At 64.8% G+C, this 16,231-nt stretch carries 16 protein-coding genes; 10 read left to right on the plus strand and 6 right to left on the minus strand.

Going from position 1 to position 16,231, the window contains the following annotated elements:
• Positions 1–60: 60 nt before the first annotated feature.
• From RBB39_RS07705 to RBB39_RS07720, 4 genes are all read left to right on the plus strand, one after another.
• Positions 61–2,193 carry a bifunctional (p)ppGpp synthetase/guanosine-3',5'-bis(diphosphate) 3'-pyrophosphohydrolase gene (locus RBB39_RS07705; protein WP_045991657.1) on the plus strand — a complete coding sequence of 711 codons (2,133 nt, stop codon included), beginning with the start codon at positions 61–63 and terminating at the stop codon, positions 2,191–2,193.
• A gap of 84 nt (positions 2,194–2,277) precedes the next feature.
• The gene (locus RBB39_RS07710) at positions 2,278–2,667 is read left to right on the plus strand and encodes a RidA family protein (RefSeq protein WP_045991656.1); all 390 of its coding nucleotides are present in this window, start codon (positions 2,278–2,280) and stop codon (positions 2,665–2,667) included.
• 72 nt (positions 2,668–2,739) lie between these two features.
• Positions 2,740–3,249 (plus strand): RNA 2',3'-cyclic phosphodiesterase, encoded by a 510-nt coding sequence (gene thpR / locus RBB39_RS07715; RefSeq protein ID WP_083970231.1) that lies wholly within the window; start codon positions 2,740–2,742, stop codon positions 3,247–3,249.
• Positions 3,250–3,632: 383 nt separating this feature from the next.
• Positions 3,633–4,127 carry an acyloxyacyl hydrolase gene (locus tag RBB39_RS07720; RefSeq protein ID WP_052704262.1) on the plus strand — a complete coding sequence of 165 codons (495 nt, stop codon included), beginning with the start codon at positions 3,633–3,635 and terminating at the stop codon, positions 4,125–4,127.
• Between the two features lie 338 nt (positions 4,128–4,465).
• On the opposite strand, the gene RBB39_RS07725 is transcribed toward RBB39_RS07720, so the two are convergent.
• Positions 4,466–5,344: an SDR family oxidoreductase gene (locus RBB39_RS07725; RefSeq protein ID WP_045991655.1), complete on the minus strand. Its 879-nt coding sequence runs from the start codon at positions 5,342–5,344 to the stop codon at positions 4,466–4,468.
• Between the two features lie 116 nt (positions 5,345–5,460).
• On the opposite strand from RBB39_RS07725, the gene RBB39_RS07730 reads away from it, so the two are divergent.
• Both RBB39_RS07730 and recG read left to right on the plus strand, forming a co-directional pair.
• A complete protein-coding gene (locus RBB39_RS07730) occupies positions 5,461–6,378 on the plus strand; it encodes a hydrogen peroxide-inducible genes activator (protein ID WP_045991697.1) in 918 nt (305 codons plus the stop codon).
• Positions 6,375–8,456 (plus strand): ATP-dependent DNA helicase RecG, encoded by a 2,082-nt coding sequence (recG, locus tag RBB39_RS07735; protein ID WP_045991654.1) that lies wholly within the window; start codon positions 6,375–6,377, stop codon positions 8,454–8,456. Before RBB39_RS07730 ends, recG begins: the two co-directional genes overlap by 4 nt.
• A gap of 45 nt (positions 8,457–8,501) precedes the next feature.
• Here recG and RBB39_RS07740 read toward each other — a convergent pair whose 3' ends face one another.
• The 3 genes from RBB39_RS07740 to RBB39_RS07750 all read right to left on the minus strand — a co-directional run bounded on the left by RBB39_RS07740 (position 8,502) and on the right by RBB39_RS07750 (position 10,728).
• On the minus strand, positions 8,502–8,858 hold the full coding sequence (locus tag RBB39_RS07740; protein ID WP_045991653.1) for a hypothetical protein: 357 nt from the start codon (positions 8,856–8,858) through the stop codon (positions 8,502–8,504).
• 91 nt (positions 8,859–8,949) lie between these two features.
• Positions 8,950–9,225, minus strand: coding sequence for an HU family DNA-binding protein (locus RBB39_RS07745; protein ID WP_045991652.1), 276 nt, complete (start codon positions 9,223–9,225; stop codon positions 8,950–8,952).
• A gap of 342 nt (positions 9,226–9,567) precedes the next feature.
• Positions 9,568–10,728, minus strand: a complete 1,161-nt coding sequence (locus RBB39_RS07750; RefSeq protein WP_045991651.1) for an FAD-dependent oxidoreductase — start codon at positions 10,726–10,728, stop codon at positions 9,568–9,570.
• Positions 10,729–10,889: 161 nt separating this feature from the next.
• On the opposite strand from RBB39_RS07750, the gene RBB39_RS07755 reads away from it, so the two are divergent.
• The 4 genes from RBB39_RS07755 to phoR all read left to right on the plus strand — a co-directional run bounded on the left by RBB39_RS07755 (position 10,890) and on the right by phoR (position 14,812).
• The gene (locus RBB39_RS07755) at positions 10,890–11,528 is read left to right on the plus strand and encodes a chorismate lyase (RefSeq protein WP_083970230.1); all 639 of its coding nucleotides are present in this window, start codon (positions 10,890–10,892) and stop codon (positions 11,526–11,528) included.
• 197 nt (positions 11,529–11,725) lie between these two features.
• Positions 11,726–12,619, plus strand: coding sequence for a 4-hydroxybenzoate octaprenyltransferase (gene ubiA, locus RBB39_RS07760; RefSeq protein ID WP_045991650.1), 894 nt, complete (start codon positions 11,726–11,728; stop codon positions 12,617–12,619).
• 114 nt (positions 12,620–12,733) lie between these two features.
• Positions 12,734–13,423: a phosphate regulon transcriptional regulator PhoB gene (gene phoB / locus RBB39_RS07765; protein ID WP_045991649.1), complete on the plus strand. Its 690-nt coding sequence runs from the start codon at positions 12,734–12,736 to the stop codon at positions 13,421–13,423.
• 60 nt (positions 13,424–13,483) lie between these two features.
• Positions 13,484–14,812, plus strand: a complete 1,329-nt coding sequence (gene phoR, locus RBB39_RS07770) for a phosphate regulon sensor histidine kinase PhoR (protein WP_045991648.1) — start codon at positions 13,484–13,486, stop codon at positions 14,810–14,812.
• Positions 14,813–15,002: 190 nt separating this feature from the next.
• Here phoR and RBB39_RS07775 read toward each other — a convergent pair whose 3' ends face one another.
• Complete coding sequence (locus tag RBB39_RS07775; protein WP_204248991.1) at positions 15,003–15,338, minus strand: YnfA family protein; 336 nt, start codon at positions 15,336–15,338, stop codon at positions 15,003–15,005.
• Between the two features lie 154 nt (positions 15,339–15,492).
• Positions 15,493–16,221: a sulfate transporter CysZ gene (gene cysZ / locus RBB39_RS07780; protein ID WP_045994488.1), complete on the minus strand. Its 729-nt coding sequence runs from the start codon at positions 16,219–16,221 to the stop codon at positions 15,493–15,495.
• Between the last annotated feature and the right edge of the window lie 10 nt (positions 16,222–16,231).

The raw sequence follows: 16,231 nt of genomic DNA on the forward strand, positions 1-16,231 counted from the left end.
TGCCGAAGGCGGCCGCGGGTCGCCCTTCGGACCTCTCATCACGCAGTCAGGGCACGCCACATGTTCACGATCGACGATCTGTCTGACCGACTCGGAGGCTATCTGCCCGCCGAGGAAATCCAGCAGGTCAGGCGTGCCTTCTATTATGCCGAACAGGCCCACGACGGCCAGCGTCGTCGCTCCGGCGAACCCTATGTGACCCACCCGCTGGCGGTGGCCAATATCCTCGCCAACATGCACATGGACCATCAGAGCCTGATGGCGGCCATGCTGCACGACGTCATCGAGGATACCGGGGTCTCCAAGGATGCCCTCGCCGGGCAGTTCGGCGAAGCCGTGGCCGAACTGGTCGACGGCGTCTCGAAGCTCACCCAGATCACCTTCGAGGACAAGGCCGTCGCCCAGGCGGAAAACTTCCAGAAGATGGTCATGGCGATGTCCCGGGATATCCGGGTAATCATCGTCAAGCTGGCCGACCGGCTGCACAACATGCGTACCCTGGGCGCGCTGCGCCCGGACAAGAAGCGCCGCATCGCCCGGGAGACGCTCGAGATCTATGCCAGGGTGGCCAGCCGCCTCGGCATCAATACCATCAGGGTCGAGCTGGAGGACCTGTCGTTCCAGGCCATCCACCCGATGCGCGCCGAACGCATCAAGCGCGCCGTGGCCAGCGCCAGAGGCAACCGTCGCTCGGCCATCCGTCAGGTGCAGAATGCGCTGCAGACCCGGCTCGACGAGCACGAGCTCAAGGGCACGGTGATCGGGCGCCAGAAGCACCTGCTGTCGATCTATCGCAAGATGCGCGACCAGCGTAAGTCCTTCGCCGAAATCATGGACGTGTTCGGCTTTCGCATCATCGCCGACGACGTCGACAGCTGCTATCGCATCCTCGGCATGGTGCACAATCTCTACAAGCCAGTCCCGGGGCGCTTCAAGGACTACATCGCCATCCCCAAGGCCAACGGCTACCAGAGCCTGCATACTACCCTGTTCGGCAACAGCGGCATGCCCATCGAGGTCCAGATCCGTACCCGGGAAATGGAGGCGATGGCCAACAACGGTATCGCCGCCCACTGGCTGTACAAGGCCGGGCAGACTTCCCACCCGATCGCCGAAGGCAGCCGCGCCAGGGCCCGGGAATGGGTCAAGGGGCTGCTCGAGATGCAGCGCCATGCCGGCGATTCGCTGGAGTTCATCGAACACGTCAAGAACGACCTGTTCCCCGATGATATCTACGTGTTCACGCCGAAAGGCGACATCATGGAGCTGCCGCAGGGCGCCACCGTGATCGACTTCGCCTACGCCGTGCACACCGAGATCGGCAACACCTGCATCGCCTGTCGCATCGACCGCCATCTGGCCCCGCTGTCATCGCGCCTGGAGAGCGGCCAGACGCTGGAGATCATCACCTCTCCGGGCGGCAAGCCGAACCTCGCCTGGCTCAATTTCGTCGTTACCGCCAAGGCGCGTTCGGCCATCCGCCATGCGCTCAAGCATCAGCAGCATACCGAAGCGGTACAGCTGGGACGCCGCCTGCTGACCAAGGCGCTGGGCGAGTTTGGCGTGCATCTGGAGGACGTCGGCGAAGACGTCATGGCACGACTGCTCAAGGAGATGGAGCTGCAGAGCGAATCCGCCCTGCTCGAAGCCATTGGCCTTGGCAATCGCATGACCCAGGTGATCGCCCGTCGCCTGGTGGAACTGCACCGTGGCGAGCGAATTTCCCATAGCGAGGCCGCCGAGGACAGCTCCAGGGTCACCATCAGCGGCGTCGAAGGCATGGTGATCAAGTTTGCCCGCTGCTGCCACCCGCTGCCGGGAGACCCGATCATCGGCCATCTGTCGGTGGGCAAGGGCATCGTGGTACACCGCTCCGAGTGCCGCAACCTGCAGGAATTGAAGAGCGACCCGGAGAAGCTGCTGACGCTCAACTGGTCGGACACCATCGACGAGGACTTCCCCGTGGCGCTTCGCCTCGAGGTCGAAAGTCGTCGCGGCCTGGTGGCCGAGCTGGCCGGCCTGATCACCGACGCCGACGCCAATATCGAGCGCATCGGCATCGAGGAGCGTGACGCCCGCCTCTCGATCGTCAATCTGACACTTTCTGTGCGTAATCGGACCCATCTGGCACGCATCATCAAACGACTGCGTAACCTTTCGCATATCGGCAAGATCTCTCGACTTGGCAATTGAGCCCCGACGCCAGGGCCGTCATCCCGATGACGGCCCTGGTGGTGGTGTTGCTATTTGCCGCTGACACGACATCAGGAGTCAACAATGAGCAACAAGGCTGTCATCAACACCGACCAGGCGCCCGCCGCCATCGGCCCCTACGCCCAAGCCATCAAGGCCGGCAACACCGTCTACATGTCTGGCCAGATTCCGCTGGACCCGGCCACCATGGAGCTGGTTTCCGACGACTTCGAGGCCCAGGCGCGCCAGGTCTTCACCAACCTCAAGGCGGTGTGTGAAGAGGCCGCAGGCACGCTGCAGGACATCGTCAAGCTCAACCTCTACCTGATCGACCTGGACAACTTCGCCACCGTCAACAAGGTGATGGAAGAGGTCTTCACCAAGCCGTACCCGGCGCGTGCCGCGGTCGGCGTCAAGGCCCTGCCCAAGGGCGCCCAGTTCGAAGCCGAGGCGGTAATGGTCATCGGCGACTGATGGACGGAGCCTGAGGTCAGGGCCCGAGGCGTCTGGATTTCCGGCCTCGCTCCCTGCCTGGGCAACCCGGGGATGCGACTGTTTCTTGCGCTCACGCCGCCGACTGCGCTGCGCCAACGCCTCGGCGGGCTGGCCGACCGGCTGCACGCCGAACTGGGCGGGCGCCGCATCCCCGACGACAACCTTCATCTGACGCTGGCCTTCCTCGGTGAGCAGAGCGACACCACCGCCTTGAAGCTGCGTCGCTGGGTCCAGCGCTACCCCTGTGCGCCCGGTCGGCTGACCCTCGACCACGTAGGCTACTTCCACCGGCCCGGCATCGTCTGGATCGGTCCTTCCTCTCCCCCCGACTCCCTTCTCAAGCTGCAGAGCGACCTGTCGCGACAGCTCACCCGATGGGGCCTGCCCCACCAACCGCAGCAATTTCGTCCCCATGTATCGTTACTGCGTAGTGCGATGACTCAATCAGCACAACCTTTATCAGAAGATTGTTTCTGCTGGCCTTATACTTCAATTCAACTAATACAGTCATCAATTAGTCATGAAGGCAGCCGATATACCACGCTGGCATCCAGTCGATAACTCGGTATGGGTAGCTCTGCCATCTGACCGATAGTGGCACCCTTGAGCGTAGGCTCCGGCCAGGCACAGGAACACCACCTTTCGTACACCCGGAGGGTCTGCCTGTTGACCGATCTACCTGGGGTTGGCCCATCGACAAGAGCTTTTCCGCTGTGCAGAAACCTCACGGCTATGCAGAAGAATGTGACCTGAATCACGAACGATGGTGGGACCCGGGACTAGCGTATTACAGCACAGCAACGTCAACGATATCCGGGCAAGACGCGACAGTGGCACGAGTGCGAATGCCAGTGTCGAAAGCCATTTGCAAAAGACAATAACGAACAGCGCTCGGGCCAGCCGGATTCACGACCCGAGGACACAACAAGGATAGGGGAATCGCCATGACTACCTCACTCGCCCGCCCGCTGGCCTGCTGCCTGCTCATGGGACTCGCCTCTACCGCCACGGCAGGCCCCACCCTCGGCCTCGGCTCCACCAGCGAGGGCACCGGGGCACTGGATCTGGGCTATGACTGGACCTTCGACCTGAGTCGCTATCATCCCTCACTGGACCTGCGCCTGGGCACCGGGGTGATCCTGTTCGAAGGCGACGACCGTAGCGCCAACCAGGCCTTCTACCTGCGTCCTGCGCTGCGCTACAGCTGGGACCACGTCTTCGTGGAAGGCGGCATCGGTGCCTCGGCCTTTATTGACACCCATATCGAGGACCGTGATCTGGGGAGCTCCTTCCAGTTCGAGGATCGTCTCGCCCTGGGTCTACGGATGGGCCCCTACGGCGATCTTTCGATCAGTGCCACCCACTACTCCAACGCCAGTATCAAGGAGCCCAACGATGGCTTCGAGCTGTATGCGCTCAACTGGCGCCTTGCCTACTGAAGCCTTGCGGGATGTGACCGACAAGGGTCAGACCCTGGCGATGCATTCGGCGCACTCGCGACACCAAAACGAATACGCTTTTATCGGACAAGACGTGCGCTGCACTATCTTGTCATGCCATTTTTAGCGGTGACTCCCGTTCGTCCTGAACAAGACGGGGCAAGCGATCGCCTCTGCGTTGCCACTACCGCAAAAAAGTCCGCAAGAAAAAGTCGCTAAGAAAAAGCCCGCAACCTTGTTGCGGGCTTTTTCTGCTATCTGGCCGGCAGTTTTCCGTTGCCGGCCTTGCGCTGTCGGACCTTTTGAAACCCTCGTCGATCCGGTGCTCGACGCCAGCCTTACTCCACCACGCCGGCCTTGAGAAAACCGCCTTCCTTCAGCACCTGGGTATAGCCGTCGCGGAAGGTCGGGTAACGGAAGCGATACCCGCTGTCGATCAGCAGGCTGGAGTCGCAGCGCTTGCTGGCCCTGCGACGCAGCGGTGACTGGATGGTTTCGGTACATTCCACCTTGAGCTGTTTCGCCAGCCAGGTCATTACCTCGTTGAGCGGGGCCGGCTCGGTGTCACTGGCCAGGTACAGGGGCTCGAGGGTGGCTCCCTCCAGCGCCTTGCCGATCAGATGGGCCAGCACCCCGGCGCAGTCATCGCGGTGGATACGGTTGGAGTACATGGTCGGCGACGCCGGCGCGATGCGGCCCTCGCCCACCTGGCGGATCAGGCGGTCACGCCCAGGGCCGTAGATGCCGGAGAAACGCACCACGCTGCCGGGCAGATCATGTTCGATCAACGCCTGCTCGGCCTCTCGCATCAGCACACCGGAGAAGCCGGTGGGTTCAGCCGGGCTGGTCTCGTCCACCACCTCGCCGTCGCGCTGGGCGTAGACGCTGGTGGAGGACACGAAGAACACGTGGCGAGGCGCCTTGTCACGGGTGGTCATGGTCGCCAGTACCGCCTTCAGGCCCTCGGGGTAGGCGGCGCGATAGGCTTCCTCCTCGAAGCGGTCGGCGCTGACCACGTAGACCAGGATGTCGGCATCGGGCAGTTCAGCCAGCGTCTCGGGGTCGGCAAGATCGACCTTGACGCCTTCGATACCCGAATCCGCCAGGCGCTCGGGCCGGCGACGCGCGCCGATCACCCGGTGTCCACTGGCGAGCAGCTCGCGTCCCAGCGTTATGCCAATGTCGCCACAACCAACAATCAGTGTCGTTGTCTTCACCTTTACCGCGTCCCCCTGATATAAAATCCCTATGAGGCTCCGGCCCGGAGACCCGCGCGTCCAGCGTCTGGCGCCTCGATCAATACCCCGGATAGAGGATGCCGATCGGCACCATCATGACTCTAACAGAACTCCGCTATATCGTAACCTTGGCTCAGGAGCGCCACTTTGGCCGCGCCGCCGAGCGCTGTTTCGTCTCCCAGCCGACCCTCTCGGTGGCGGTGAAGAAGCTGGAAGAGGAGCTGGAGGTTGCCCTGTTCGAGCGCTCCAAGTCCACGGTACAGGTCACACCCCTCGGCGAAAAGATCGTCGAACAGGCCCAGCGCGTACTGGAGCAAAGCAGCGCCATCAAGGAACTGGCCACCGCCGGCCGGGACCAGTTGGCAAGCCCCTTGCGTATCGGTGCGATCTATACCATCGGGCCCTATCTGTTCCCGCACCTGATCCCGGAGCTGACCCGCGGCGCGCCCCAGATGCCGCTGTACATCGAGGAAGGCTTTACCGGCGGGCTGCGCCGCAAGCTCAGAAATGGCGAGCTCGACGCCATCATCGTGGCGCTGCCGTTCACCGAGACCGACGTCGTCACCAAGCCGCTCTACAAGGAAGACTTCGAGGTGCTGCTGCCGGCGGAGCATCCCTGGGCCGAGCGCGAGACCATCGCCAAGGAAGACCTCCTCGATGAACGCCTGCTGTTGCTGGGCGAAGGCCACTGCTTCCGCGACCAGATCCTCGAGGCCTGCCCGGCGATCAGCCACAAGCTCAACAGCCCCAACAATACCCTCACCGCCGAAGGCGGATCGCTCGAGACCATCCGCCATATGGTGGCCTCGGGACTCGGCATCACGGTGCTGCCACGCTCGGCCATCGGCACCAGCCACTACGAGAGCGGCATGCTGATCAGCCGCCCCTTCACAGCCCCCCCCGGACGTACCGTGGCGATCGCTTGGCGCGCCAGCTTTCCCCGGCCCAAGGCCATCGATGCGGTGACCGAAGCCATCGCGCGCTGCCGCGCCGCCGAATCGGAGACTCCGTGAGCGGGCTGGCGGACCCGGTCACGACGCTCAAGGGGGTCGGCGAGGCGCTGGCCCTGAAGCTGGCCCGGCTCAAGGTGGAGCGAATCGAGGACCTGCTGTTTCACCTGCCGTTGCGCTACCAGGACCGCACCCGGATCACCCCTATCGCCACCCTGCGAGGGGGACACGAGGCGGTGGTCGAGGGTGAGGTATCCGCCGCCGACGTGGTCCGCGGTCGCCGCCGCAGCCTGCTGGTACGACTACGTGACGGCAGCGGCATCCTCAGCCTGCGCTTCTTCCACTTCTCGCCGGCGCAGCAGCAGCAGTTTCGCCCCGGCGTGCGGGTGCGCGCCTTTGGCGAGGCCCGCGCCGGCGCGACCGGTCTGGAGATCTACCACCCGGAATATCGTCTGATCGGTGGCAGTGAACCGCCGGTGGAAGACCACCTGACACCGATCTACCCCACCACCGAGGGGCTTGCCCAGGCACGTCTGCGGGCGCTGATCGACCAGGCCATGACGCTGCTCGAAGAGACCCCCGAGGCGCTGCCGGACTACCTGCCGGAAAACCTGCGTCAGCGCTTCGGCCTGGCCTCGCTGCACGATAGCCTCGCCACCCTGCACCATCCGCCCCCCGACAGCGACGTCGAGGCGCTAAGCGACGGGCATCACCCGGCCACCCGGCGATTGGCCATGGAAGAGCTGCTGGCCCACCAGTTGAGCCTGCGCGAGGTGCGCCTGCGCATTCAGTCGGACGGCGCGCCGGAGCTGCCCAGCGGTCGAAGCCTGAAGACTCGCTTTCTGGCCCAGCTGCCGTTTTCGTTGACCGGCGCCCAGCGTCGCGTGCTCGACGAGATCGGAGCCGACCTGGCCAGGCCCGCGCCAATGCTGCGCCTGGTCCAGGGCGACGTCGGTTCGGGCAAGACCGTGGTGGCGGCGATGGCGGCACTGACGGCCATCGCCGGCGGCTGCCAGGCCGCCATCATGGCCCCCACCGAACTGCTGGCCGAGCAGCATTACCGCGCCTTCCGCGACTGGTTTGCGCCGCTGGACATCGACGTGGCCTGGCTGTCGGGCAAGCTCAAGGGCAAGGCGCGCCTGGACACCAAGGCCGCCATCGCCGACGGTCGAGCGCGCATGATCGTCGGCACCCACGCCATCTTCCAGGATGATGTGGTGTTCTCTCGTCTGGGCCTGGCGATCATCGACGAACAGCACCGTTTTGGCGTGCATCAGCGTCTGGCGCTACGCGAGAAGGGCGAACAGGGCGGGCTGACGCCCCATCAGCTGGTGATGACCGCCACCCCGATTCCTCGCACCCTGGCGATGAGCGCCTACGCCGACCTGGACGTCTCGGTGATCGATGAGCTGCCGCCCGGGCGTACCCCGGTGACCACCGCTGTGGTGCCGGACGAACGCCGGCCCGAGGTGATTCAGCGCATCCGCTCGGCCTGCGACGAGGGCCGCCAGGCCTACTGGGTCTGCACCCTGATCGAGGAGTCCGAGGCGATGACCTGCCAGGCCGCCGAGGTGACCCACGAGGAGCTGACCGAGGCTCTGCCGGGCCTGGCCGTCGGCCTGGTCCATGGGCGCATGAAGGCGGCCGAGAAGGCCGAGACGATGGCCGCCTTCAAGAGCGGCGAGCTGGACCTGCTGGTTGCCACTACGGTCATCGAGGTCGGTGTCGACGTGCCCAACGCCAGCCTGATGATCATCGAGAACCCCGAACGTCTGGGGCTATCGCAGCTGCATCAGCTGCGTGGCCGGGTGGGGCGCGGCAGTACCGAGAGCTACTGCGTGCTGCTCTACCATCCGCCGCTGTCGGAGTCTTCCAAACAGCGCCTGTCGGTCATGCGCGAGACCACCGACGGCTTCCGCATCGCCGAGAGGGACCTCGAGATTCGTGGCCCCGGAGAGGTGCTGGGCACCCGCCAGACGGGGCTGGCCCAGATGAAGATCGCCGACCTGGAGCGCGATGCCGACCTGTTGCCGCGCATCACTCCACTGGCCGATGCCCTGCTCGAGCAGGCAGCGGAGGCCAGCAGGCCACTGATCAGGCGCTGGCTGGGCGAGGAAGCCGGCCGCTATGGCCAGGTGTGAACCGGGTGTGGGCCAGGCGTGGGCCGGGTATGAATCAGGTGTGCGTCACAGGTGCTTGAGCAGGCGCTGCAGCCGATCAAGATCCTGGGCGTCGCCCACCAGTCGCAGCTGGCCGGCCATCATGGCATCGAGGAAGGTGCGCTGGGAGGGGCGCCGGAGTACCTTGATCGCGGTCTGACTGTCCTGGAAGCGTAGTTCCAGATCGAGATCCACTGGCAGTCCGCGCTGACTCTCGATCCCCGTGGGACGCATGCGATAGTGGCGCGCGATGGACAGATCTTCGGTGGCGATGCCCCAGTCGAGCCCACCCCGGTCTTGCAGACGTTCGCGGAATCGCGCCTTGCGCTTGAAGGCCCGCTTGAGCATGACGCCCAGCAGCCACAGCATCAGTCTCAGGGTCATGTTGCCTCACCGGTCGACGGGTAGGCGCGGCCCGCTACCGGGCCGCGATATCGATCCACCGCCTGGAGGACAGGCGGTGGTAGTCGTCACCTCAGCGGGCGACTGCGTCCTTGAGCCCCTTGCCGGGCTTGAAGGCGACTGTCTTGCTGGCGGGAATCTTCAGCGGCTGGCCCGTCTGAGGGTTCTTGCCGGTGCGGGCGGCACGCTCGCGCACGGTGAAGGTGCCGAAGCCGATCAACGACACGTCCTGGCCGGAAGACACGCTACCGGTGATTTCGTCGAGGATGACGTTCAACACCTGGCTGGCCTTGTCCTTGGATAGATCGGCACGCTCGGCAATCGCCGCGGCGAGTTCTGGCTTGCGCATACAGCCCTCCTGGTTTGGCTTGATACTCCGGTGCCGTGACACCGGCATCATTGTTATGGAAACACTGTCCGAGTGTCCACACGGGCAGTCCCCGGCCCTGCGCCGTGACAACAGGATCGTTGACCACGACGATGAACATCACGGTGCGCTCAGCGCTTCCTGACTGTCTTTCGACTAGCGAGAGCCACCGCCGACGGGACCTTGCCTCTTCCATCGGTACGAAACCGGCGATACGACACCGGCCAGCCACACGTCGTGGCGGTCGTCCCCGATAGAATTGCCCTGCCTCGGTGGCACCTTCAACGACGGCTGTATCGCGTACAACCCGCGCCGTTGACGAACCTAGCCTAGCAACGGCGGTGCCGCCCGCGCCAGTTCGACTTTCCGACGAACGCATTTTCCCGTCAACGCAAAGCCCTGCAGACGCCCTTCGTCATCCTCGGCCAGGGCGCTGATATCCTCGCCGTCGGCCTCGATTCGCCAATGCACCTTGTCGGTCATCGGCGGCAGCGCCACCACCGGCAGCAGCGGCGTCTTGACCAGCACCGGCCAGGGGCCGTAGCGCACCTGGGTGGGACGACCGCACAGGGTCGCAGCCAGCGCCTTGGCTGAAGCCTGCAGCGGCTGCACGTACATGGCATTGACACCGTCCACCGAGGCCACATCACCCAGCGCATGAACACGAGGATCGGAGCTTTTAAGGTAGCGATCGACGGCGATGGCATCATTATCTGTCGCGATACCGGCCTCTCGCGCCAACCGAGAGCGCGGCTTCAGACCGGTGGCCACCAGCACCATATCCGCCTCCAGCTCATGGCCGTCGTCGAGGTGCACACCGATGTCACCACCGGCACCTTCGAGCCTGCTCACCAGACGGCCATGGATGACGTCGATGCCGGCCTCGATGAAGGCCTGGCTCAGGGTCTGACCCAGCCGCCGGGGCAGCAACCTGGGCAGCAACGAGGGTTCAGGGCCGACCAGGCAGACGCGATGACCACCGGCGTGCAGATCGTTGGCAAATTCACAGCCGACCAGTCCGAGGCCGACGATGGCCACCCGAGCCGGGCGCCCCAGCGCCTCGAGGCCTGCCGAAAAACGCCGATAGTCGTCGAGATCATTGATCGAGAACACCCGTCCGGCCAGGGCATCGGGAATCTCGAAGGGCGCCACGGGGCTGGCACCGGTGGCAATCACCAGATCCGACCAGGGCAGGCGTTCCTGGCCCAGGCTCAGGGTGCGCGACGCCAGATCGATGGCATCGACCCTGGTGTGGGGACGTACCACCGCGCCCAGTTGATCGGCCAGTTCCAGCGCCGAGCGCGCGGCCAGCCGGTCCGCCGCCAGGCCCTTGGCGAAGCCGGTGGACAGCAGCGGTTTGGAATAGTCATCGCCTGAGTCGGCGCTGATCAGGGTGATCGGTCGGTGGGCGTCCAGCGCCCGCACCTGGCGTGCCAGGCCTATGCCCGCCATGCCGGTACCGATGATGGTCAAGGGTCCTTGCATCGCTTCCTTCGACTCTGCCGACGACCGCCGGGCGGTCGCTGTTGAAGCTGGGCCGGCCCGCACGGGGCCACACCAGCGGGTGAGTGCTGGGCCACATGGTACACTATGCGCCGACCGACCGGAGCACCGCCGTCCGGTGACGACAGCCCTGCCGAGGCCGCATGACACAGCTTCCTTCCACATTCCGCTCCCTGGAGGAGCGCTCGGGGTCCGAACCGGGTAATCCCGCGCCAGCCACAGCCTCTTCGCCGAATGCCGACGCGGCCGATATCGTCGACCCCGGCTGGGTGTCGCTGGCCTCCGGTGGCATCGCGGTGCCCGCTGACTGGCACGCCTGGCTGGCCTCGCGGGACTCCCTGACAGAACGCCTGATCGAGGCGGCAGGCGCCGGGCACTTTCGCGTACGCCTGCTGGCGGAGGCCAAGGGCCTGCCGTGGCCTGACGAGGCCCACCTGCTGGGTCTGGCCAGCGACGAGCAGGCCTGGCTGCGCGAGGTCGCCCTGTGCGTGGACGAGGAGCCCTGGGTGGTGGCGCGCAGCGTGGCACCGATCGTCGAGCGTCACGACGCTCCCTTCGAAGGCCTCGGCGAGACCTCTCTCGGCAGCTGGCTGTTTCGCCAGCCCGATCTCGAGCGCAGCGCCATTCAGATCGGCCGTAACACCAGGCCGATCCACGGCTATACCGGACTGTGGCAACGCCGCTCGGTATTTCGTCACAGCGGCTGGGTGCTGCTGGTGCAGGAGAGCTTTATGCCGACCATGGGCCGAGCGTTGTCGCTGTCGGCCTCTGCCACCGGCTGACTAGCTGTCGCTCACCGGCTGTCACCCCGCCATCGCCCTTCCGTCGCCAACTTCGGAGCGAGCCGCCTGGCTGGTCATGGCCGTCGGCTCGCGCTAGGCTGCGCCAAGGCTTCTCGGCGATGTTTCTCCGAGGAGCGACTGTTGCCCGGCTTACGCCTCATTTTCGCCTGACCTGCGCCAGAGCATGAGAGAAACCGATGGATCGTTCGCTGCTGCGTCCCCCTGGATACCTGAACCGAATTCCCGACTTTCTGGCGCTGATGCGTCTGGACCGCCCCATCGGTACCTGGCTGTTGATGTGGCCGACCCTGTGGGCGCTGTGGGTGGCCTCCGAGGGCATTCCGGCCCGTGACACCCTGCTGATCTTCGTCGCCGGCGTCTACCTGATGCGGGCGGCGGGCTGCGTGGTCAACGACTACGCCGATCGCCACTTCGATGGCCACGTCAAACGCACCAAGAACCGACCGCTGGCCACCGGCCGCATCAGTGAGCGGGAGGCCAAGGTGCTGTTCGTGTGCCTGCTGGGATCGGCCTTCGCGCTGGTCTGGCTGACCAACGGCTTTACCGTGTGGCTGTCGTTGATCGGAGCGGTGCTGGCCGCCAGCTATCCCTTCATGAAACGCTACACCCACTTCCCCCAGGTGGTGCTGGGCGCAGCCTTCTCCTGGGCCATTCCGATGGCCTTCGGCGCGGTGCTCGGCGAAGTCCCGATGGTCGCCTGGCTGCTGTTTACCGCCAACGTGCTGTGGACCGTGGCCTACGACACCGAATACGCCATGGTCGACCGCGACGACGACCTCAAGATCGGCATCAAGTCCACCGCGGTACTGTTCGGCCGCTGGGACACCCGCATCATTGCGCTATTGCAGCTGGCTACCCTGGGGCTGCTGGCCTGGGCCGGCAGCCTGCTGGCGCTGGGCGGCTTCTTCTGGCTCGGCTGGCTGGCCATGGGCGCGACCTTTGTCCACCAGCAGCGGCTGATCAAGAGCCGTGACCGCGACCGTTGCTTCCAGGCCTTTCTCAACAACCACTGGTCGGGCCTATTGCTGTTCGCCGGACTCGGACTGAGCCTCTATCCCTCCCTCGGGTGAGGGAAATGCCCGTCTCGGTCGCTCGACAATGGATACAATGTCATCTAATTGTCACATTGACGTGGTGTCATTTGTCACCGTCGAGTGTAAGACCCTGACCAAGAGGCTCCCGGGATGACCGCCAAGACCGTACTGATCGTCGATGACGAAGCCCCGATCCGCGAAATGATCGCGGTGGCGCTGGAAATGGCCGACTACCGGGTGCTCGAGGCGGACAATGCTCAGGCCGCCCACGCCATCATCGTCGATGACCAGCCAGACCTGCTGCTGCTGGACTGGATGATGCCGGGCACCAGCGGCATCGAACTGGCCCGCCGGCTCAAGCGCGAGGAAACCACCGCAGAGCTGCCGATCATCCTGCTCACCGCCAAGGGTGAGGAGGACAACAAGATCCAGGGCCTCGAAGCCGGCGCCGACGACTACATCACCAAGCCATTCTCGCCGCGAGAACTGGTGGCCAGACTCAAGGCAGTTCTGCGACGCGCCACTCCGCGGGGCGTCGAGGACCCGGTGGAGGTGGAAGGCCTCAAGCTCGACCCGGTCAGCCATCGCGTCAGCGTCGACGGCAAGTCACTGGACATGGGCCCCACCGAATATCGCCTGCTGCAGTTCTTCATGACCCACCAGGAGCGCGCCTACACCCGTGGCCAGTTGCTCGATCAGGTCTGGGGTGGCAACGTCTACGTGGAAGAACGTACCGTCGACGTGCATATCCGCCGCCTGCGCAAGGCCCTGGGGGAACCCCATCAGCAACTGATCCAGACCGTACGCGGTACCGGTTATCGCTTTTCGGCCAAGGTCTGAGCGAGCCATCGACGCAACGCAGCACCAGGAGGGATGAGGTGAACGGAGCCGAGAACTGACGTGGGTCGTCTGTGGAGACGAGAAGTCTGGCGCCTGGCCGTGCTGGTGGGTCTCGGCGCCTTGCTGGGCTGGCCCTTCTCGCTGTCCAGCGTAGGCATCGGCCTTGGCCTGGCGCTTGGGCTCAGCTATCACCTGCGCAACCTGCACGCGATGCACGACTGGCTGACCCACCGCCCCCAGCAGGAACCTCCCACCGCCAGTGGCCTGTGGGGCGAGCTGTTCGATCGCCTCTATCGCTATCAAAAGGGCCAGCGGATCACTCAGCGCCGCCTGCGCTCGACCCTGCAGCGTATCCAGGAGTCGTCCGAGGCGATGCGCGACAGCGTGGTGATGCTCGATCGCCACGGCGACCTGGAGTGGTGGAACAGCTCCGCCGAGCGCATGCTCGGCCTGAAGCCGGCACTGGACCGCGGCCAGCACATCACCAACCTGCTGCGCGACCCGCGCTTCGTCGGCTACTTCAATGCCCGTGACTACCGCGAACCGCTGAGCCTGCCCTCCCCCATCGACGAGAACATGATCCTGCAGTTCCAGATCACCCTGTACGGTGACGATGAACGCCTGGTCATGGCCCGCGATATCACCCGTCTGCATCGCCTGGAACAGATGCGCCGCGACTTCGTCGCCAACGTCTCCCACGAGCTGCGCACGCCGTTGACCGTGCTCACCGGCTACCTGGAGACCTACAGCGACATGGCCGGCATGCTGCCGGAGCGCCTGGGCAAGGGGGTCGCCCAGATGCAGAGCCAGACGCGCCGCATGCAGAATCTGGTCAACGACCTGCTGCTGCTGTCACGACTCGAGAACGACCAGGGCGGCAGCGACCATGTTCGCCTCGACCCCACCACCCTGCTGCAGGCGGTCAAGCGCGACGCCGAGGCATTGTCAGGCGGCCGCCAGCAGATCGAGGTGGTCGTCGAAGAATCGCGCAGTCTCACCGGCAGCGAGAAGGAGATGCACAGCGCAGTCTCCAACCTGGCCTTCAATGCGGTGCGCTACGCCGGTGACGGCGCCCATATCACGCTACGCTGGCGTGCCTACGGCGAAGGCGCCTGCCTCGAGGTGGAAGACGACGGCGAAGGCATCGATCCGAGGCACCTGCCACGCCTTACCGAACGTTTCTACCGGGTCGACAAGGGCCGCAGCACCGCCACCGGTGGTACCGGCCTGGGACTGGCCATCGTCAAGCATGTGCTGCTGCGCCACGAGGCACGCCTGGATATCGACTCCCGGCTCGGCGAGGGCGCAACCTTCCGCTGCATCTTTCCCTCGAGCCGGCTGGCAGCGGCCGACCCTGTGGCGCTCGGCCGCGCCGGCGCTGTGCACTAGGGCTTGTCTGAAAAGTGCCTGCGCTCGGTAATACGGCGTTAAAAATCGGCTGGTGCGCCAGCCCGGTCAAAATGCTCAATTACACCCCGTAAACTGCGCTTTCTCACCGATTTTTGCCTTGTCTAACCTTCGCTCGTCGACTTTTCGGACAGCGCCTAGGCCCCGCCAGAACGAACAGAGCGGGCTCCCATCAGCTCCTGGGCCCCAGCAGGATGACTGCGGCACCGGCCAGACACAGCGCGCCCCCGATCAGGTCCCAGCGATCCGGCAGGCGCTGCTCGACCCACCACAGCCAGCCCAGTGACGCCACGATATAGACGCCCCCGTAGGCGGCAAAGGCACGCCCGGCATAGTCGGCATCGGTCTGACTAAGCAGCCAGGCGAAGGCCACCAGACTCATCACCGCGGGCAGCAGCCACCAGGCCGAGGCATCATCCCGCCACCAGCGCCACACCGCGAAGCAGCCGGCGATCTCGGCCAGCGCAGCCGCCGTATAGAGCAAAAGACTAGGCAACAGCGCCGTCATGGTGACTCCCTGCTTTCCCCTTTTGAGGCCGTACGGCCATCGACAGCGCCGATAGCGGTGCTCAAAGTGCTGCTCAACGCCGTACGGCCATCGACAGCGCCGATAACGGTGCTCAAAGCGCTGCTCAACCCCGTACGTCCAAAGAAAGTGCTGCTCAACGCCGTAGCACCGGCAACTGCCGATAGTGCTGATCCCACATCAGCACCGCGCCGGCCACGGCCCCGGGGATCAGAAACAGGTTGGCCAGCGGGATCCAGGTGATCAAGGTCACCAGACCACCGAAGCTGAGACTCGGCCACCAGCGCGCCGACAGGCGCTTGCGCATGTCGGCGAAGCTGACCTTGTTGTTGTCCATCGGGTAGTCGAGGTAGGTGATCGCCATGACCCAGGCGCTGAAGGCCGCCCACAACAGCGGCGCGATCAGGTTGACCACCGGAATCCAGCTCAGGATAAACAGCCCGATCATGCGCGGCAGAATATAGGCCAGCTTCAACAGCTCCCTGCCCAGGGCGTCGAGACCGGTCTTGAGCCAGCCACGATCATCGATGGGCTCGCGGCCGGTCAGCTCGACCTCGGCCCGGGCCGCCAGGAAGCCGTAGAAGGGGGCGGCGATCAGGTGGGTAACCAGGGTAAAGCTGAAGAACACGATCAGCACGAGGCTGACCACAAACAACGGCCAGATCAGCCAGTCGAGCCATTCCAGCCAGCTCGGCACCATGGCCATCCAGCTATCGAGCCAGCCACCGAACTCACCGAGCACGTAGCTGAGCATGCCGGCGTAGACCAGCAGGTTGACCAGAATGGGAAGAAACACATAACGACGCAGGCCCTGGCTATAGACCAGGCGGGTTCCGCGGCGGACCGCCTCGAGGGCATTCAGCATGACATCGATC

The sequence above is a fragment of the Halomonas sp. MMSF_3323 genome, assembly GCF_030733595.1.
Lineage (GTDB): Bacteria > Pseudomonadota > Gammaproteobacteria > Pseudomonadales > Halomonadaceae > Halomonas > Halomonas litopenaei.